Below are 19,681 nucleotides of genomic sequence, written 5' to 3'. Positions count from 1 at the left end.
GTATTCTCGTGTCAGTAAAGACCAGAGGCAGCCCTTAAGCTGCCCCAGACCTTCAGGCTGACTACTCTTCGCTGAACAAGTCGCCGCCGTGCATATCGATCATTTCCAGCGCCTTACCGCCGCCACGAGCGACGCAGGTCAGTGGATCTTCTGCAACTACGACAGGGATCCCTGTCTCTTCCATTAACAGACGGTCAAGGTTACGCAGCAGCGCGCCGCCGCCGGTCAGGACCATACCGCGCTCGGAGATATCGGATGCCAGCTCCGGCGGGCACTGTTCCAGCGCGACCATAACGGCGCTGACGATGCCGGTCAGCGGCTCCTGCAGCGCTTCGAGGATTTCGTTGGAATTGAGGGTGAAGCCGCGTGGAACGCCTTCAGCCAGGTTACGGCCGCGCACTTCGATTTCGCGTACTTCATCACCCGGGTAAGCGGAACCGATTTCGTGTTTGATACGCTCAGCGGTTGCTTCGCCGATCAGGGAACCGTAGTTACGGCGCACGTAATTGATCACGGCTTCGTCGAAACGGTCGCCGCCGATACGTACGGAAGAAGAGTAGACCACGCCGTTCAGGGAGATAACTGCGACTTCGGTAGTACCGCCGCCGATATCAACAACCATAGAACCGGTCGCTTCAGAAACCGGCAAGCCTGCGCCGATCGCGGCCGCCATCGGCTCTTCGATCAGGAAGACTTCACGAGCGCCAGCGCCCTGCGCGGATTCGCGGATAGCACGACGCTCAACCTGGGTCGCGCCAACCGGCACGCACACCAGCACGCGTGGGCTCGGACGCATAAAGCTGTTGCTATGCACCTGTTTAATAAAGTGTTGCAGCATCTTTTCAGTCACGAAGAAGTCGGCGATAACGCCGTCTTTCATCGGGCGAATCGCCGCGATATTGCCCGGCGTACGGCCCAGCATCTGCTTCGCTTCATGACCTACAGCGGCAACGCTTTTCGGCGAACCGGCACGATCCTGACGAATGGCCACAACGGAAGGCTCATTCAATACGATGCCTTGTCCTTTTACATAAATAAGGGTATTCGCGGTACCCAGGTCAATGGACAGGTCATTGGAAAACATGCCACGAAATTTTTTTAACATACTAAGGGATAATCCTGAAAGCTGGGGCGGAAAACAAAATCCGCTTACTTTACCAACCACACGCAGCAGCGACAAGGCGCAAAAATCATCTGCTACGGTGAAAATTAGTGCAGTTCATTTCCTTTGTTACAAACATTTACGAAGTCCCTTCGGCGCTGAATAAATCAGCTGCGCTCCGTGCTCTGTTTGTACCTGTCAAAGGTCAGTCTTGCGTAAGTTGCGACATTCCGGCGGGTAGACAAGCACACCCCCTTTACTATGGCGCGCGTTATTCTACGTGAAATCACGCCAAACGGCAGATCAAACAGAGTATCTTTGCGAATATTTTTTCACATTTGTGTCAAGTGGCTGTGAGGCGGCAAAAAATTCCCCCTGACCGCCGGTCACGCCGCATTGCGACAGCACCTGCCACTCGCTGCGACTGCGGACTCCCGTCGCAAAAACCTGTACCGGCATCCCTTTACAGGCCTCCACCAGACTTTGAACCAGTAACTGGTTCTCGCTGCGTTTTTCAATATTGCGCGATAGCCCTTGATGCAGCTTGATCACTTCTACGTCCAGCTGCTTGATCCAACTGGTGCCAACCAGCGTCAACCCGGCCTGAACCACGGCGACGCGAATGCCCAGCGCGTTTATCAACCGCATTACCGGGTGTAAACGGCCGATATATTGACAAACATCCGCCTCTGCAAGTTCAAAAATAATCCGCCGACGTTGCGATTTTTCGCACTGCATCATGGTATCGCGCAGCCAGCGCTGGAAACGCGGGCGAATCAGCGACTCCACGGTCACCTGTAGCGCCAGCGTTTGATCCGGCCAATAACTTAATAACGGCAGCAAACGCGTAATCTGTAGGCGATCGTACTCTTCCGCTAAGCCGAACTGCTGCACCATCGGCATATACTCGGCGGCAATCACCTCTTCTTTACCGTCATAGATGCGGCACATGAGCTCGCGGTGATGTACCCGCCCATCGCGCATGACCGCCGGTTTCTGATACAAGCGCGGGCCGCCGCGGCTGAGCATCTGCTCGATAAGCGTTCGCCAGCGCACGTTGCCACGCCCCTTCTCCGGCAGCGAATCATCGTAAACCGCCCAGCTATTACTTCCCTGCAGCACGGCGTTGCGGGTGGCGGCTTCAGCATGTTCCATCACCTGAGAGGTGGACTGGCCGCTGCGGAACGCGCAGATGCCGATATGCATCGTGTCGTCTTTATCCAGCACCCGCGTTGACGGCAGCGCATCCATCGCCTTCAGCAACTGCCCGGCAATACTATCAGCCTCTTTTAAAGTGCGATGCGGCAATAAGACGGCGAAGTCGCTACGGTGATAGCGCGCCAGTAGCGAGCCGGGATAGCGCATAATAAAAGTAGACAGCAAATTAATTAGCGTGAAGTAATGTTCTTCCGCCGCCGCCCGTCCCCAGTTATCGCGCAGCAGATCAAACTCCGGCAGGCGAATCATCATCACGATACCGTGCGCCCCCACCTTTTCCTGATCGTCCAGCAGCGTCGCCAGTTGATTATCAAAGAACAGGCGGTTATTAAGGCCGGTTTTAGAATCCTGGGCGGCGTAGGAGCGAATCAGGGTATCCATGCGGCTGCGCTGATCGCTGGCAAACTGCAGTTCCGAGAGCAGCATATCCAGCGCGCTGCTGGTACTGGCCGGCCATTCATGAACCGAACCGCGCACCTGCGGCCCGCGCTCGCCGCTGAGAATGCGCCGCGCGCGCAGCTCCAGTAGTTCTTGCCCCGCCAGCTGACGGCGGATCCAGCGAATCGAAAAGAAGATAATCAACACCATGAAGCCGATGGCGAAGGAGAGCGGCGCGGTGACGTGAAGCGAACGGAAGTAATTGACCATCGGGTCCATGTAGACCAGACGAATCGAAATTCCGGGATGTTTGAGCGAGGGTACCGTCATTTCACGATACTGGTTGTTACTGCCCAGCGGACGGTAACTGTCGCCGCGGGTATGGCTGTAAAGCGATTTGCCGTTGAGCAGAAAATCAATATGTTCGACTTCTACCGGCGTGAGCAGCTCGTCCATTTGCGGTTCGAGCTTCTCAAAAGAGGTGGTCACCAGGCGGCTATCCAACATCGTCGCCACCGCCTGCACGCGATTCTCAACTTTAATCTGAATGCCGTTGTAAAAGCTCAGCGACGCGCCGATAAGCGTGACAAAAATCGTCAGGCTGGTGAGCAGCGTAACAAATGCTGAGAATTTCGTCGTTAATCGCATCCCTGTGTTAACTCCGCGTGTGAATAACTACCCGATGGGCATTCGGGCCCCTTTTAAGACTTTTACTTAAGTAAGTACTAACTTTCTGAAGCGACGCATACTACCAAAGCTGGCGTATCTGGCAATTTATTGCGTTACATCCACGTAATAATGCCGTTAGCGAGTATAGTCTGCAGAATAATTTTTCCAATCTTCAAACCGCGAGGAACCACATATGCAGGCTTTAATCTTAGAACAGCAGGATGGCAAAACCCTTTCCTCGGTGCAAAACATCGATGCCAACCTGCTGCCGCCAGGCGATGTGACTGTCGATATTCACTGGTCGAGCCTCAATTATAAAGATGCCCTGGCCATTACCGGCAAAGGAAAAATTATCCGCAACTTTCCGATGATTCCTGGTATCGATTTTGCCGGTACCGTCCATGCCAGCGAAGATCCGCGTTTTCACGTTGGCCAACAGGTGTTACTCACCGGTTGGGGCGTGGGAGAAAACCATTGGGGCGGCCTGGCCGAGCGCGCCCGTGTCAAAGGCGAATGGCTGGTGGCCATGCCTGAAGGTCTCGACGGACGCAAAGCGATGGCCATCGGTACCGCAGGCTTTACCGCCATGCTATGCGTGATGGCGCTGGAAGACGCCGGGGTGCGACCGCAGGATGGCGAGATCGTCGTAACAGGCGCCAGCGGCGGCGTCGGCAGCACAGCAGTCGCTCTGCTGCATCACCTGGGTTATCAGGTGGCGGCGGTGTCCGGTCGCGAAAGTACCCATGACTATCTGAGAAGCCTCGGCGCGCAGCGTATTCTGGGCCGCGACGAGTTCGCTGAGAGCCGTCCGCTGGAAAAACAAATCTGGGCGGGCGCTATCGATACCGTCGGCGATAACGTGCTGGCTAAGGTGCTGGCGCAGATGAATTACGGCGGCTGCGTCGCGGCCTGCGGCCTGGCGGGCGGTTTCGCGCTGCCGACCACCGTGATGCCGTTTATCCTGCGCAATGTACGCCTGCAGGGCGTCGATTCGGTAATGACTCCGCCTGCGCGCCGCGCAGAAGCCTGGCGCCGGCTGGTGCGCGATCTGCCGGAGTCTTTTTACGCGCAAAGCGCGACCGAAATCAGTCTGGCGGATGCCCCGGCCTTTGCCGACAAAATCATGAACAACCAGATCCAGGGACGTACGCTGGTCAAAATCGGCTAATCTGCAATTTTTCGTGACATATTCGCGATCGCGCTCCGCCTCCGTCATGCTTAGAAAAAAGTATGACGGAGGACGCCATGAAAACCAGAAAACTGACGGAAGCCGACGTAACGGCGGAATCGGTATTTAACCTGCAGCGCCGCCAGGTGCTGAAAATGCTCGGTATCGGCGCGACGGCGATGTCGCTCTCAACGAAGGCCCACGCCGACCTGCTCGATTGGTTTAAAGGCCATGACCGCCCGCCGGCGCCCGCCGGAAAGGCGCTGACCTTCGATAAACCCGCAGCATGGCAAAATAAGCTCGCCCTCACCCCGGAAGATAAAGTCGCCGGCTACAATAACTTTTATGAATTCGGCCTCGATAAAGCCGATCCGGCCGCTAACGCAGGCAGCCTGCGCACTGACCCCTGGACGCTTACCATCGGCGGCGAAGTCGCCAAACCCCTGACGCTCGATCACGACGACCTGACCCATCGTTTTCCGCTGGAAGAGCGTATTTATCGTATGCGCTGCGTAGAGGCCTGGTCGATGGTCGTGCCGTGGGTCGGCTTCCCGCTGCATAAACTGCTCGCGCTGGTGGAGCCCACCAGCAACGCCCGCTACGTCGCTTTCAAAACGCTGTATGCGCCGGAACAAATGCCGGGACAAAAAGATCGCTTCATCGGCGGCGGCCTGGCCTATCCCTATGTCGAAGGGTTGCGCCTTGATGAAGCGATGCACCCGCTCACGCTGATGAGCGTTGGCGTCTATGGGAAAGCGCTGCCGCCGCAAAACGGCGCGCCCATCCGCCTGACCGTGCCGTGGAAGTATGGATTTAAAGGGATTAAATCTATCGTAAGCATTGAATTAACCCGCGAGCGGCCGCCGACCACCTGGAATCTGGCGGCGCCGGATGAATACGGTTTCTATGCCAATGTGAACCCGCACGTCGATCATCCGCGCTGGTCGCAGGCCAGCGAGCGGTTTATCGGCGCCGGTGGCGTACTCGATGTAAAACGCCAGCCGACGTTGCTGTTTAATGGCTATGCCGAGGAAGTCGCGTCGCTGTATCGAGGGCTTAACTTACGGGAGAATTTCTAGTGCGCCTGAGCGTTAAACAGATAGGCTGGCTGAAAGTTGTGCTGCATTTAGCCGGTTTTTTACCGCTGGTCTGGCTGTTCTGGGCCGGACATCAGGGCTATTTCAGCGCCGATCCGGCAAAGGATATCCAGCATTTTACCGGACGGATGGCGCTGAAGTTTTTGCTTGCCACCTTGCTTATTACGCCGCTGGCGCGTTACGCTAAACAGCCATTATTGATACGCACCCGCCGGTTATTAGGGTTATGGTGCTTTGCCTGGGCCACGTTGCACCTCACCAGTTATACGTTGCTGGAGCTAGGCATTAACAATCTGGCGCTGCTCGGTTCCGAGATAATCAACCGTCCGTATCTCACGCTTGGTTTAATCAGTTGGCTGGTTTTACTGGCGCTGGCGGCGACGTCAACCCAGTACATGCAACGAAAATTAGGCCGACGTTGGCAAACATTGCACAACTTCGTCTATCTGGTGGCGATCCTCGCCCCTATTCATTATCTGTGGTCGGTGAAGATTTTATCGCCGCAGCCGCTGATTTATGCCGGACTGGCAATAGTACTTTTAGCCAGCCGCTACAAGAAGTTTCGCCAGTGGTGGCGCTAATCTCCGGATATGTGCAGTTCCCCGCAGAACGTTTATCAACCGCGACTCTTTTTACGATAGCGGTTGATAATCTTCCCTGATAAGACCAGTATTTAGCTGCCAATTGCTACGAAATCGTTATAATGTGCGACTTTGGTTTTCCTGAAGGGGTTTTCGAACCCTGAAAAGGTGACAAGCGCGTATCGAAGGTATATTTTGTTTTTTACCCGAGGTTAGCAGGAGATAGCTGCACAATGGCTGACAAGTTTCGCATTTTGCTTTTGAACGGACCAAACCTTAATATGCTCGGCAGCCGTGAACCCGAGAAGTACGGTTCGCTAACGCTGGCAGAAATTGTTAACCGTTTAACCGCAGAAGCGGAAGCGCTAAACGTGACGCTCGACCACCTGCAATCCAATGCGGAGTTCGCGCTCATCGACCGAATTCATCAGGCTAAAGACTCTGTGGACTATATCCTGATCAATCCGGCCGCGTTTACGCATACCAGCGTGGCCATCCGCGACGCGCTGCTTGCCGTGAGTATCCCGTTTATCGAGATCCACCTGAGCAACGTGCATGCGCGCGAGCCGTTCCGTCACCACTCGTATCTGTCTGATGTCGCCTCGGGCGTAATCTGCGGATTAGGTGCGGACGGCTATTCATACGCTTTACAGACGGCGGTCAAACGCCTGTCACAAACACACTAAACAAAGAGTACGGAACCCACTCATGGATATTCGTAAGATTAAAAAACTGATCGAGCTGGTTGAAGAATCAGGCATCTCCGAACTGGAAATTTCTGAAGGCGAAGAGTCTGTACGCATCAGCCGTGCAGCGCCTGCTGCTAGCTATCCGGTAATGCAGCAAGCCTATGCTGCGCCAATCGCCCAGCCTCAGGCGCCAGCCGCCGCAGCGCCGGCAGCAGCACCTGCCGCTGAAGCGAAAGCGGAAATCAGTGGTCACATCGTACGTTCCCCGATGGTCGGTACTTTCTACCGCACCCCGAGCCCGGACGCGAAAGCCTTTGTGGAAGTCGGTCAGAAAGTTAACGTGGGCGACACCCTGTGCATCGTAGAAGCGATGAAAATGATGAACCAGATCGAAGCCGACAAAGCCGGCGTGGTTAAAGCCATTCTGATCGAAAGCGGCCAACCTGTAGAATTCGACGAGCCGCTGGTTGTCATCGAGTAACGAGGCGAACATGCTGGATAAAATTGTCATCGCTAACCGTGGCGAGATCGCACTGCGCATCCTGCGTGCCTGTAAAGAACTGGGCATCAAGACCGTTGCTGTGCACTCCACCGCGGATCGCGATTTAAAACACGTATTATTAGCGGATGAGACGGTCTGCATCGGCCCGGCTCCGTCCGTAAAAAGCTATCTGAACATCCCGGCTATCATCAGTGCGGCGGAAATCACCGGCGCGGTAGCGATTCACCCGGGTTACGGTTTCCTCTCCGAGAACGCTAACTTTGCCGAGCAGGTTGAACGTTCCGGTTTCATCTTCATCGGCCCGAAAGCCGACACCATCCGCCTGATGGGCGACAAAGTGTCCGCTATCACCGCGATGAAGAAAGCTGGCGTCCCGACTGTTCCAGGTTCTGATGGCCCGCTGGGCGACGACATGGACGCTAACCGCGCGCATGCCAAACGTATCGGCTATCCGGTTATCATCAAAGCCTCCGGCGGCGGCGGCGGTCGCGGCATGCGCGTCGTGCGCAGCGACGCTGAACTGGCGCAATCCATCTCCATGACCAAAGCGGAAGCGAAAGCGGCTTTCAACAACGACATGGTCTATATGGAGAAGTACCTGGAAAATCCTCGTCACATCGAGATTCAGGTGCTGGCGGACGGCCAGGGCAACGCTATCTATCTGGCGGAACGCGACTGCTCCATGCAGCGTCGTCACCAGAAAGTCGTCGAAGAAGCGCCGGCGCCGGGCATTACCCCGGAACTGCGTCGCTACATCGGCGAACGTTGCGCGAAAGCCTGTGTGGATATCGGCTACCGCGGAGCGGGTACTTTTGAGTTCCTGTTCGAAAACGGCGAGTTCTACTTCATTGAGATGAACACCCGTATCCAGGTAGAACACCCGGTTACCGAAATGATCACCGGCGTTGACCTGATCAAAGAACAGCTGCGCATCGCGGCGGGTCAGCCGCTGTCTATCAAGCAAGAAGAAGTGCAGGTTCGCGGCCATGCGGTAGAATGCCGTATCAACGCCGAAGACCCGAACACCTTCCTGCCGAGCCCGGGTAAAATTACCCGCTTCCACGCGCCGGGCGGTTTTGGCGTGCGCTGGGAGTCTCATATCTACGCCGGTTACACCGTACCGCCGTACTATGACTCAATGATCGGCAAACTGATCTGCTACGGCGAAAGCCGTGATGTGGCGATTGCCCGCATGAAGAATGCGCTGCAGGAACTGATCATCGATGGCATCAAAACCAACGTAGAGCTGCAGATGCGCATTATGAGCGACGAGAACTTCCAGCATGGTGGCACCAATATCCACTATCTGGAGAAAAAACTCGGACTGCAGGAAAAATAATCCTGTACTCGCTGCAAAAGGCCGGATAATCCGGCCTTTTTTCTTTTTCTCTCCCCTCGACTTTTCCATGCGGTACAATCCCCGCTTTCTTCATCCTCAAGGGACAAAAAATGGACAAAAGATTTGTTCAGGCCCATAAAGAAGCGCGCTGGGCGCTGTGGCTGACCCTTCTCTATCTTGCCGCCTGGCTGGCTGCGGCCTATTTACCGGGCGTCGGTATCGGCTTTACCGGCCTGCCGCACTGGTTCGAACTGGCCTGCCTGCTGGTGCCGCTGCTGTTCATCCTGCTGTGCTGGGCGATGGTGCGCTTTATCTTCCGTGATATCTCTCTGGAGGATAACGATGCAGCTTGAGATTATCGTGGTGCTGATCGCTTATCTGTTTGTGGTCTTCGGGCTGTCTCTTTACGCGATGCGTAAACGCAGTACCGGGAACTTCCTTAGCGAGTACTTCCTCGGCAGCCGATCGATGGGCGGTTTTGTATTAGCCATGACCCTCACCGCTACCTATATTAGCGCCAGCTCGTTTATCGGCGGCCCCGGCGCCGCGTACAAATATGGGCTGGGCTGGGTACTGCTGGCGATGATCCAGGTACCGACGATCTGGCTTTCTCTCGGGATCCTCGGCAAGAAGTTCGCGATCCTGGCGCGCCGCTACAACGCCATTACCCTTAACGATATGTTGCAGGCGCGCTACCAAAGCCGCGCGGTGGTATGGATTGCCAGCGTCAGTCTGCTGGTGGCCTTTGTTGGGGCCATCGCGGTGCAGTTTATCGGCGGCGCGCGCCTGCTGGAAACCGCCGCCGGGATCAAGTACGAAACCGGACTACTGATATTTGGCATCACGATCGCGCTCTATACCGCGTTCGGCGGCTTCCGCGCCAGCGTACTCAACGATACGATGCAGGGGATGGTGATGTTGATCGGAACGATCGTCCTGCTGGTTGGCGTCGTCCATGCCGCCGGCGGCCTGCATCAGGCGGTAGACACGCTCCAGCAAATCGATCCGCAGCTGGTATCGCCCCACGGCGCGGATGATATCCTCACGCCAACCTTTATGACCTCGTTCTGGGTGCTGGTCTGTTTCGGCGTCATCGGCTTGCCGCATACCGCCGTACGCTGTATCTCTTATAAAGACAGCAAGGCCGTACACCGCGGGATCGTTATTGGCACTATCGTAGTAGCGATACTGATGTTCGGTATGCATCTCGCCGGCGCTCTTGGCCGCGCCGTCCTGCCGGGCCTCACCGTGCCCGATCAGGTGATCCCGACGTTAATGGTTCAGGTGCTGCCGCCGTGGGCCGCTGGGCTGTTTTTAGCGGCGCCGATGGCCGCGATTATGTCTAACGTTAACGCCCATTTACTGCAGGCATCGGCTACGATCATTAAAGATCTATGGCTCAGCGCTCAGCCGACGAAAAAGCGTAATGAGCAGAAGCTGAAGCGGATCTCAACGATCGCCACTTTAGTGCTGGGCATACTCATGATGCTGGCCGCCTGGCGGCCGCCGGAAATGATTATCTGGCTTAATCTGCTGGCCTTTGGCGGCCTGGAAGCGGTGTTCTTATGGCCGCTGGTATTGGGCCTTTACTGGGAGCGGGCAAATGCTGCCGGCGCGCTCAGCGCGATGTTAGTCGGGGGTGTGCTGTATGCCGTGCTCGCGACGTTTAATATTCAGTACCTGGGCTTCCATCCTATCGTGCCCTCGCTGCTGCTAAGTTTGTTGGCTTTTGTCGTCGGGAACCGTTTCGGCCAGCCCGTACCGCCAGCCCCTATTATGACTACTGATAAATAAAGAGTTTTGCCATGCCTTGGATCCAACTAAAACTGAATACGACCGGCGCTCACGCGGAAGAACTGAGCGACGCGCTGATGGAGGCCGGCGCGGTCTCGATTACCTTCCAGGACACCCACGACACGCCGGTGTTCGAGCCGCTGCCGGGTGAAACCCGTTTATGGGGAGATACCGACGTTATCGGCCTGTTCGATGCGGAAAGCGACATGAACGAAGCGGTTGCTATCCTTGAGCAGCATCCGCTGCTCGGCGCCGGCTTCGCGCATAAAATTGAGCAACTGGAAGATAAAGACTGGGAACGTGAGTGGATGGATAACTTCCACCCGATGCGTTTTGGCGAACGACTGTGGATTTGCCCGAGCTGGCGCGATGTTCCTGATGAGAATGCGGTCAACGTGATGCTTGATCCTGGACTGGCCTTTGGTACCGGCACTCACCCGACGACCGCGATGTGTCTGCAGTGGCTTGACGGCCTCGATCTGCAGGGCAAAACGGTTATCGATTTTGGCTGCGGTTCCGGCATCCTGGCCATCGCCGCGCTGAAGCTCGGCGCCGCCAAAGCTATCGGTATTGATATCGATCCGCAGGCCATTCAGGCCAGTCGTGATAATGCCCAGCGCAACGGCGTCTCCGAACGTCTTGAACTTTATCTGCCGCAGGATCAGCCAGAAGCCATGAAAGCCGATGTGGTGGTCGCAAACATCCTGGCGGGCCCATTGCGTGAGCTGGCCCCGTTAATCAGCGTGCTGCCGGTTACAGGCGGCCTGCTGGGCCTTTCCGGAATCCTGGCAAGCCAGGCGGAAAGCGTCTGCGAAGCCTACGCTCCGCTCTTCACCCTTGACCCGGTGGTGGAGAAAGAGGAGTGGTGCCGGATTACCGGCCGGAAAAATTAAGTGAGACTGCGGCCTACGGGCCGCATTTTTGTTTCCAGTAACCGTCGAATATTGCCAGGAAATGAGAGCCGGATCGCATTACGATGCCCTTTTTTGGCTACAAAAACAGCGTTTTATCCCGTCTCGTATCGCCTTCATCTCAGAAAAATCGAGAAGTTTTGTGATTTTATAATTGGACACAAATTATCCCGTTGTTAATAACGTAATGATTAATATGGTAATTTATTCACGGCTATTACGTTACTCCTGGATTCATTGATCTGTAACAGAGGATTGGTCAAAGTTTGGCCTTTCATCTCGCGCAAAAAATGCGTAATATACGCCGCCTTGCAGTCACAGTATGGTCATTTCTTAACTCATGCGCATCGGACACCACCAGCTCAGAAATCGCCTGATCGCAGCACCTATGGCTGGCATCACTGACAGACCATTCAGGACGCTGTGTTACGAGATGGGAGCAGGTTTAACCGTCTCCGAGATGATGTCCTCCAACCCGCAGGTATGGGAGAGCGACAAGTCCCGGTTACGGATGGTGCACATTGATGAGCCCGGTATTCGTACCGTGCAAATCGCCGGTAGCGTACCGGAAGAGATGGCCGCGGCCGCCCGTATTAACGTGGAAAGCGGCGCCCAGATTATTGATATCAATATGGGGTGCCCGGCTAAAAAGGTGAATCGTAAGCTCGCTGGTTCAGCCCTCTTGCAGTATCCCGATCAGGTGAAGTCAATCCTGACCGCGGTCGTCAAGGCAGTGGACGTTCCGGTGACTCTCAAGATTCGCACCGGTTGGGAACCGGAACACCGTAACTGTGTAGAGATTGCCCAACTGGCTGAAGAATGTGGCATTCAGGCTCTGACTATTCACGGACGCACTCGCGCCTGCTTGTTTAACGGAGAAGCTGAATACGACAGTATTCGGGCAGTTAAGCAGAAAGTTTCCATTCCGATTATCGCGAATGGCGACATTACTGACCCGCTTAAAGCCAGAGCCGTGCTCGACTACACGGGGGCTGACGCTCTCATGATAGGCCGTGCGGCTCAGGGAAGACCCTGGATCTTTCGGGAAATCCAGCATTATCTGGACACTGGGGAGTTGCTGCCCCCCCTGCCGTTGGCAGAGGTTAAGCGCTTGCTTTGCGCGCACGTTCGGGAACTGCATGACTTTTACGGTCAGGCAAAAGGGTACCGAATCGCGCGTAAACACGTCTCCTGGTATCTCCAGGAGCATGCTCCAAATGACCAGTTTCGGCGCACATTCAACGCCATTGAGGATGCCAGCGAACAGCTGGAGGCGTTGGAGGCATACTTCGAAAATTTTGCGTAATAGAAATAAAGAGCTGACAGAACTATGTTCGAACAACGCGTAAATTCTGACGTACTGACCGTTTCTACCGTTAACTCTCAGGATCAGGTAACTCAAAAGCCCCTGCGTGACTCGGTTAAACAGGCACTGAAGAACTATTTTGCTCAACTGAATGGTCAGGATGTTAATGATCTGTATGAGCTGGTATTGGCTGAAGTTGAACAGCCACTGTTGGACATGGTGATGCAATACACCCGTGGTAATCAGACCCGCGCTGCCCTGATGATGGGTATCAACCGCGGTACTCTGCGTAAGAAACTGAAAAAATACGGCATGAACTGATATTAATCAGTGAATTGCTGGATTAAAAAGGCGCTCTTCGGCATGGGGAAGCGCCTTTTTTTATGGCCTGAGTTTTTATACTGAATTACTGCCCCACGGCAGCCATCGGCCACCCGCTGTGGTCAGGTTGCTGCAACGATAACGCCGACATAATATTGTCTACCAACACGGGCGCCTGCTGATAGAGATTGAATTGTTCAGGATCCATTAACCAGTTTTTAATAATTCCTGTAAAAGCCCCGTGTAATATAATCAACGTAATTTCGATATTTGTTTCCGCTGGTAATAGTCTGTTTCTGACACAGCATTGTAGTACGTCACGGACTATCGCGTAATTAAAGCCAATTCGCTTGCGAATTTCCGTTTCCGGTAACATATCGCTGGCGAACTCACATTTATGATAAAGAATCTGTAATAGTGCCTGCTGCCGGGGATTCTCAGCGATATATTGCAATCCGGTAATAAATTTTTTACGTAACCCGGTTAACGGATTTTGGTTATCCAGTTCCCACTGCTGATGAGGCAGTAACTCTCTGAGCGGCGGTTGCTGCTGCCACATCTCATTAAACAATTCAGCCTTGCTGGAAAAATGCCAGTACACCGCCCCACGCGTGACGCCAGCGGCGTCGGCGATATCAGTGAGAGTGGTATTGGTGACGCCGCGCTGTGCGAACTGCTGAATAGCGGACTCAATCAGGAGTTGACGCGTTCTTAATGCGTCCTCTTTGGTTTTTCTGGCCATAACCTTTTCCCACTCGCAACCTAACGGTGAATACAGAATTGACTGATACATCTGTCAATTTAGCATTCCAAAGAAAATATTATTTAGCAAAAATGCAGATGCGAATATTTAATTGCGAGGAAATATAATACACACGACAAATATAAATACAAAACACATTCACGGGAGAAATATTAAAGAGAAGCGAACTAAACCAACTGCCTGTTTTTTGTTTTTGCGTGCCTTGTTCATTGCTCAAAAATAACTATTTCTTACATCCACCGGTGTTTATTTGTAGGATAACGAACCGCTTTAATATTCATTATTTCTTCGCAGATTCGCCGCCCTATCCGGCCCGTAATCTATAAGGAACAGCAATGACGAGTCATGCCAGAGTTTCTCTTTTATCCAGCTTAATTATCTCCGCCTTGTTGCTTACCGGTTGTGATAATTCAGGCGATCAACAGGCACAGCCACAAGCGCCTCAGGTTAGCGTGCATGTGGTGCACAGCGAACCGCTTTCTGTGACTACCGAACTACCGGGGCGAACTTCTGCTTTTCGCGTCGCTGAAGTTCGCCCCCAGGTCAGCGGCATTATCCTGAAACGCAACTTTGTCGAGGGCAGCGATATCAAGGCCGGTGAATCGCTCTATCAAATCGACCCTGCCACCTATCAGGCGGCCTGGAATAGCGCCAAAGGCGACGAGGCGAAAGCCGAAGCCGCGGCGGCTATCGCCCATCTGACGGTGAAACGCTATGTCCCTCTGCTTGGAACTCAGTATATCAGTCAGCAGGAATACGATCAGGCCGTCGCGACCGCGCGTCAGGCCGATGCCGACGTCGTGGCGGCTAAAGCCGCGGTCGAAAGCGCCCGTATCAACCTGGCGTACACCAAAGTGACTTCGCCCATCGACGGGCGGATTGGTAAATCCACCGTGACCGAAGGCGCGCTGGTGACCAACGGCCAGGCGGACGCCATGGCGACGGTGCAGCAGCTCGATCCGATCTATGTCGACGTAACCGAGTCCAGCAACGATTTTATGCGCCTGAAACAGGAAAGCCTGCAGCGCGGTGATGACAGTAAAAGTGTGCAGCTGATTATGGAAAATGGCCAACCCTATTCCCTGAAGGGATCGCTGCAATTTTCTGACGTGACCGTCGATGAAAGCACCGGGTCCATCACCCTACGCGCGGTATTCCCTAATCCGCAACACACTCTACTGCCGGGCATGTTTGTCCGCGCCCGTATCGATGAAGGCGTCAATCCGCAGGCGATTCTGGTACCGCAGCAGGGTGTTACCCGCACGCCACGCGGCGATGCCACGGTGATGATCGTCAATGCGCAGAACCAGGTAGAAAACCGTGAAGTCACCGCCGCACAGGCGATCGGCGATAAATGGTTAATCACCGGCGGTCTGCAAAACGGCGACAAAGTCATCGTCAGTGGATTACAGAAGGTTCGCCCGGGCATCACCGTGAAGACGACGGAAGATACCGCTGCCCCTGCCGCACAATAAGGTATGAATCGCTATGTCTAAGTTCTTTATTCATCGACCGGTGTTTGCGTGGGTGCTGGCAATCATCATGATGATTGCCGGTGGCCTTGCCATCATGCAGCTTCCTATCGCGCAATATCCCACGATCGCGCCGCCCGCGGTAGCCATCTCGGCAACCTATCCTGGCGCGGATGCGCAAACCGTGCAGGATACCGTTACCCAGGTTATCGAACAGAATATGAATGGTATCGATAATCTGATGTACATGTCCTCTACCAGTGATTCATCCGGTAGCGTGACCATCACGCTCACTTTCGAATCCGGCACCGATCCGGATATCGCGCAGGTACAGGTACAGAACAAACTGCAGCTGGCGACGCCGCTACTGCCGCAGGAAGTACAACAGCAAGGTATTAGCGTTGAGAAATCCAGCAGCAGCTTCCTGCTGGTTGCCGGTTTTATCTCTGATAACCCAAACACTACCCAGGATGATATTTCCGACTACGTTGCCTCTAACATCAAGGACCCTATTAGCCGCCTTAACGGCGTGGGCGATGTGCAATTGTTCGGCGCGCAATATGCCATGCGTATCTGGCTTGACGGCAACTTGCTGAATAAATATAACCTCACGCCGGTCGATGTTATCAACCAACTGAAGGTGCAAAACGATCAGATTGCCGCCGGGCAGCTTGGCGGTACGCCATCGGTTAAAGGTCAACAGCTCAACGCCTCGATCATTGCCCAGACTCGCCTGAAAGATCCGGAGGAGTTCGGTAAAGTCACCCTGCGGGTTAACGCCGATGGTTCCGTGGTTCGCCTGAAGGATGTCGCGCGTATTGAACTGGGCGGCGAGAACTATAACGTTGTCGCCCGTATTAACGGCAAACCCGCCTCTGGCTTGGGGATTAAACTGGCGACCGGCGCCAATGCGTTAGATACCGCTACGGCGATTAAAGCGAAACTTGCCGAGCTGCAGCCCTTCTTCCCGCAAGGGATGAAAGTTGTTTACCCCTACGACACCACGCCGTTCGTTAAAATCTCCATTCACGAAGTGGTTAAAACGCTGTTTGAAGCCATTATCCTCGTCTTCCTCGTGATGTATCTATTCCTGCAGAACATCCGTGCAACGCTTATCCCGACGATTGCCGTGCCGGTGGTTTTGTTGGGCACCTTTGCGGTACTGGCGATGTTCGGCTACTCCATCAACACGCTAACCATGTTCGGCATGGTGCTGGCGATAGGGCTACTGGTCGACGATGCCATCGTGGTGGTGGAGAACGTCGAGCGCGTGATGGTTGAGGAGAAGCTTTCCCCCGTTGAAGCCACCGAGAAATCAATGGAGCAGATCCAGGGGGCGCTGGTTGGTATCGCCATGGTGCTCTCGGCGGTATTCGTCCCGATGGCCTTCTTTGGCGGCTCAACCGGGGCGATTTATCGTCAGTTCTCCATCACTATCGTTTCCGCGATGGCGCTGTCTGTACTGGTCGCGCTGGTACTGACCCCGGCGCTGTGCGCAACCATGTTAAAGCCAGCATCCGCAGACCATCATGGCAAAAAGGGGTTCTTCGGCTGGTTTAACGCCAGGTTTGACCAAAGCGTTAACCACTACACCAACAGCGTAAGCGGGATCCTGCGCGGCACCGGGCGCTATCTGGTTATCTATCTGCTGATTGTTATCGGCATGGCCGTACTGTTTGTCCGCCTGCCGACATCATTCTTACCTGATGAAGACCAGGGCGTGTTCCTGACCATGATCCAACTGCCCGCAGGCGCCACCCAGGAGCGTACGCAGAAGGTGCTTGATTCCGTCACTGACTACTATCTGCAGAAAGAGAAAGCTAACGTTGAAAGCGTGTTCACCGTTAACGGCTTTAGCTTCAGCGGACAGGGCCAAAACTCCGGTATGGCCTTCGTTAGCCTGAAACCGTGGGAAGCACGCAGCGGTACGGAAAACGGTGTCGAAGCCATTATCAAACGCGCCACTGCCGCCTTTGGCCAGATTAAAGATGCGATGGTCTTCCCGTTCAACATGCCGGCCATCATCGAATTAGGTACCGCGACTGGTTTCGACTTCGAACTGATTGACCAGGGCGGTTTAGGACACACACAGTTGACCCAGGCCCGAAACCAGCTTCTGGGGATGGTAAAACAACATCCGGCTCAACTGGTACGTGTTCGCCCTAATGGCCTTGAGGATACGCCGCAGTTTAAACTCGACGTCGATCAAGAGAAAGCGCAGGCGCTGGGCGTTTCACTATCCGACATTAACGAAACGATCTCGGCAGCGCTTGGCGGCTACTATGTGAATGACTTTATCGACCGCGGCCGCGTGAAAAAGGTCTACGTTCAAGCCGATGCCAGCTTCCGTATGCTGCCGGGTGATATCAATAATATGTATGTCCGCAGTTCTAACGGTGAAATGGTACCGTTCTCTGCATTCGTCACCTCACGTTGGGTATATGGTTCTCCGCGCCTTGAGCGTTACAACGGCCTGCCTTCGATGGAGATCCTCGGTGAGGCGGCTCCGGGCAAGAGTACCGGGGAAGCGATGGCGCTGATGGAGCAACTGGCCAGTAAACTACCTACGGGTATTGGCTATGACTGGACCGGCATGTCCTATCAGGAGCGTCTCTCAGGCAACCAGGCGCCAGCGCTATATGCTATTTCGCTGATAGTCGTCTTCCTCTGCCTGGCTGCACTCTATGAAAGCTGGTCTATTCCATTCTCAGTTATGCTGGTTGTGCCATTAGGGGTTATCGGCGCATTATTAGCAGCTTCGCTTAGAGGATTGAATAATGACGTTTATTTCCAGGTCGGCCTGTTAACCACTATTGGTTTATCTGCGAAGAACGCTATTCTTATTGTCGAGTTCGCTAAAGATCTTATGGATAAAGAAGGCAAAGGCATTATTGAGGCGACCCTGGAAGCATCCCGTATGCGTCTGCGCCCTATATTAATGACTTCATTAGCCTTTATTCTCGGGGTCATGCCATTAGTGATTAGCCATGGAGCTGGTAGCGGCGCGCAAAACGCTGTAGGTACCGGTGTGATGGGCGGTATGCTTACCGCAACGCTGCTGGCCATCTTCTTCGTGCCGGTGTTCTTTGTGGTCGTAAGGCGTCGCTTTACCCGCCACGCAGAATAATCGAATATAATTATCAAGGCGCCACGCGGCGCCTTTTTTATTTCTATCAGAACAACAAGTTAGTAGAAATATTAATTTTTTATCTTCGACTAACGCCTTGAAATATCCCCCTCTGCATATTTTCTTCATTATTTCTCATTTCTCTTCACGATATTTACACTGCTCATAATTTGAGATTATTTCCCCTTCCAGGCCTGGGTCATTGCGATGGTAAAATAAGCTATTCCGTTATGTGTTGACATCGTTGACAGCAAACGGTTATTTAGAGGTAATACCATGAAAAAATTAATATTAGTGACATTGTTAGCAACGTTGCTTGCTGGCTGTGCCCATGATTCCCCGTGCGTGCCTGTCTATGACTCGCAGGGCCGACTGGTGCATACCAACACCTGTGTAAAAGGCACAACACAGGATAACTGGGAAACAGCTGGCGCGATCGCCGGTGGTGCCGCAGTGGTTGCCGGTCTCACGTTAGGTATCGTGGCGCTTACTCGTTAACGATTCCTCGCCATAATGCTCAGCCGGAAGGTATCCCTGTCGGCTTATTCCCCAGAAAGGCAAAAGGCCCAGTCACACGACTGGGCCTTTCATTTATATTGATATGGTCGCTTTCCCCGGGGGCGGCGCGAGGCGCCTTTCTCGGGCTACGATTTTTGTAGCCCCGGTAAGCGCAGCGCCACCGGGGAGATAGACGCCACACAGCAAAAAAACCTGCACCTTCCGGTACGGGGTTCTTCTTGTTTGATGCCTGGCAGTTTATGGCGGGCGTCCTGCCCGCCACCCTCCGGGCCGTTGCTGCGCAACGTTCAAATCCGCTCCCGGCGGATTTGTCCCTACTCCGGAGAGCGCTCATCGACAAACAACAGATAAAACAAAAGGCCCAGTCTTTCGACTGAGCCTTTTGTTTTATTTGATGCCTGGCAATTCCCTACTCTCACATGGGGAGACCCCACACTACCATCGGCGCTACGGCGTTTCACTTCTGAGTTCGGCATGGGGTCAGGTGGGACCACCGCGCTCTCGTCGCCAGGCAAATTCTTTACAAGTGCCGAACTTTAACCTAAAAAGTGGTGCTGATACCCAGAGTCGAACTGGGGACCTCACCCTTACCAAGGGTGCGCTCTACCAACTGAGCCATATCAGCACGCTAAATTTGATGCCTGGCAGTTCCCTACTCTCACATGGGGAGACCCCACACTACCATCGGCGCTACGGCGTTTCACTTCTGAGTTCGGCATGGGGTC

General features: G+C 54.2%; 17 protein-coding genes, 1 tRNA gene and 2 rRNA genes. 14 read left to right on the top strand and 6 right to left on the bottom strand.

All coding sequences use genetic code 11. The features are described from left to right. Positions 1-61: 61 nt before the first annotated feature. Both mreB and csrD read right to left on the bottom strand, forming a co-directional pair. The gene (mreB, locus tag PGQ95_RS24335; RefSeq protein ID WP_002918653.1) at positions 62-1,105 is read right to left on the bottom strand and encodes a rod shape-determining protein MreB; all 1,044 of its coding nucleotides are present in this window, start codon (positions 1,103-1,105) and stop codon (positions 62-64) included. A gap of 300 nt (positions 1,106-1,405) precedes the next feature. Beyond that, on the bottom strand, positions 1,406-3,346 hold the full coding sequence (gene csrD / locus PGQ95_RS24330) for an RNase E specificity factor CsrD (RefSeq protein ID WP_015369461.1): 1,941 nt from the start codon (positions 3,344-3,346) through the stop codon (positions 1,406-1,408). 214 nt (positions 3,347-3,560) lie between these two features. On the opposite strand from csrD, the gene PGQ95_RS24325 reads away from it, so the two are divergent. From PGQ95_RS24325 to fis, 11 genes are all read left to right on the top strand, one after another. After that, positions 3,561-4,535, top strand: coding sequence for an MDR family oxidoreductase (locus PGQ95_RS24325; RefSeq protein ID WP_271032939.1), 975 nt, complete (start codon positions 3,561-3,563; stop codon positions 4,533-4,535). A 77-nt stretch (positions 4,536-4,612) separates the two neighbouring features. Further along, the gene (gene msrP / locus PGQ95_RS24320; RefSeq protein WP_213795024.1) at positions 4,613-5,614 is read left to right on the top strand and encodes a protein-methionine-sulfoxide reductase catalytic subunit MsrP; all 1,002 of its coding nucleotides are present in this window, start codon (positions 4,613-4,615) and stop codon (positions 5,612-5,614) included. Beyond that, on the top strand, positions 5,614-6,213 hold the full coding sequence (gene msrQ / locus PGQ95_RS24315; protein WP_087859167.1) for a protein-methionine-sulfoxide reductase heme-binding subunit MsrQ: 600 nt from the start codon (positions 5,614-5,616) through the stop codon (positions 6,211-6,213). Before msrP ends, msrQ begins: the two co-directional genes overlap by 1 nt. A 233-nt stretch (positions 6,214-6,446) precedes the next feature. Beyond that, complete coding sequence (gene aroQ, locus PGQ95_RS24310) at positions 6,447-6,899, top strand: type II 3-dehydroquinate dehydratase (RefSeq protein ID WP_015369457.1); 453 nt, start codon at positions 6,447-6,449, stop codon at positions 6,897-6,899. A gap of 22 nt (positions 6,900-6,921) precedes the next feature. Next, entirely contained in the window at positions 6,922-7,383 is a 462-nt protein-coding gene (gene accB / locus PGQ95_RS24305; protein ID WP_015369456.1) for an acetyl-CoA carboxylase biotin carboxyl carrier protein, read from the top strand. A 10-nt stretch (positions 7,384-7,393) separates the two neighbouring features. Further along, positions 7,394-8,743, top strand: a complete 1,350-nt coding sequence (accC, locus tag PGQ95_RS24300; protein ID WP_015369455.1) for an acetyl-CoA carboxylase biotin carboxylase subunit — start codon at positions 7,394-7,396, stop codon at positions 8,741-8,743. A 110-nt stretch (positions 8,744-8,853) separates the two neighbouring features. Further along, complete coding sequence (locus tag PGQ95_RS24295; protein ID WP_087859166.1) at positions 8,854-9,096, top strand: DUF997 family protein; 243 nt, start codon at positions 8,854-8,856, stop codon at positions 9,094-9,096. Further along, positions 9,086-10,537 (top strand): sodium/pantothenate symporter, encoded by a 1,452-nt coding sequence (gene panF, locus PGQ95_RS24290; protein ID WP_087859165.1) that lies wholly within the window; start codon positions 9,086-9,088, stop codon positions 10,535-10,537. The genes PGQ95_RS24295 and panF overlap by 11 nt, the downstream gene beginning before the upstream one ends. Before the next feature lie 11 nt (positions 10,538-10,548). Next, positions 10,549-11,430: a 50S ribosomal protein L11 methyltransferase gene (prmA, locus tag PGQ95_RS24285; RefSeq protein ID WP_087859164.1), complete on the top strand. Its 882-nt coding sequence runs from the start codon at positions 10,549-10,551 to the stop codon at positions 11,428-11,430. A 358-nt stretch (positions 11,431-11,788) separates the two neighbouring features. Then, positions 11,789-12,754, top strand: coding sequence for a tRNA dihydrouridine synthase DusB (dusB, locus tag PGQ95_RS24280; protein ID WP_015369451.1), 966 nt, complete (start codon positions 11,789-11,791; stop codon positions 12,752-12,754). A gap of 24 nt (positions 12,755-12,778) precedes the next feature. Continuing rightward, positions 12,779-13,075: a DNA-binding transcriptional regulator Fis gene (gene fis / locus PGQ95_RS24275; protein ID WP_000462905.1), complete on the top strand. Its 297-nt coding sequence runs from the start codon at positions 12,779-12,781 to the stop codon at positions 13,073-13,075. A gap of 85 nt (positions 13,076-13,160) precedes the next feature. Here fis and envR read toward each other — a convergent pair whose 3' ends face one another. Beyond that, entirely contained in the window at positions 13,161-13,817 is a 657-nt protein-coding gene (gene envR, locus PGQ95_RS24270) for an acrEF/envCD operon transcriptional regulator (RefSeq protein WP_113375051.1), read from the bottom strand. 356 nt (positions 13,818-14,173) lie between these two features. Here envR and PGQ95_RS24265 point away from each other — a divergent pair, with 356 nt between their 5' ends. The 3 genes from PGQ95_RS24265 to PGQ95_RS24255 all read left to right on the top strand — a co-directional run bounded on the left by PGQ95_RS24265 (position 14,174) and on the right by PGQ95_RS24255 (position 18,935). Beyond that, a complete protein-coding gene (locus tag PGQ95_RS24265) occupies positions 14,174-15,313 on the top strand; it encodes an efflux RND transporter periplasmic adaptor subunit (RefSeq protein WP_113375052.1) in 1,140 nt (379 codons plus the stop codon). Positions 15,314-15,326: 13 nt separating this feature from the next. Further along, on the top strand, positions 15,327-18,437 hold the full coding sequence (locus PGQ95_RS24260) for an efflux RND transporter permease subunit (protein WP_087859146.1): 3,111 nt from the start codon (positions 15,327-15,329) through the stop codon (positions 18,435-18,437). A gap of 276 nt (positions 18,438-18,713) precedes the next feature. After that, positions 18,714-18,935 (top strand): hypothetical protein, encoded by a 222-nt coding sequence (locus PGQ95_RS24255; protein ID WP_430919638.1) that lies wholly within the window; start codon positions 18,714-18,716, stop codon positions 18,933-18,935. A 417-nt stretch (positions 18,936-19,352) separates the two neighbouring features. On the opposite strand, the gene rrf (PGQ95_RS24250) is transcribed toward PGQ95_RS24255, so the two are convergent. From rrf (PGQ95_RS24250) to rrf (PGQ95_RS24240), 3 genes are all read right to left on the bottom strand, one after another. Beyond that, positions 19,353-19,468, bottom strand: a 5S ribosomal RNA gene (gene rrf / locus PGQ95_RS24250). Between the two features lie 37 nt (positions 19,469-19,505). Continuing rightward, positions 19,506-19,581: transfer RNA gene (locus PGQ95_RS24245), tRNA-Thr, on the bottom strand. Between the two features lie 14 nt (positions 19,582-19,595). Continuing rightward, positions 19,596-19,681, bottom strand: a 5S ribosomal RNA gene (gene rrf, locus PGQ95_RS24240); the annotation flags it as partial.

Source organism: Klebsiella sp. 141240 (genome assembly GCF_050600805.1).
GTDB lineage: Bacteria > Pseudomonadota > Gammaproteobacteria > Enterobacterales > Enterobacteriaceae > Klebsiella > Klebsiella aerogenes.
This window is presented reverse-complemented; position numbering and strand designations above follow the sequence as displayed.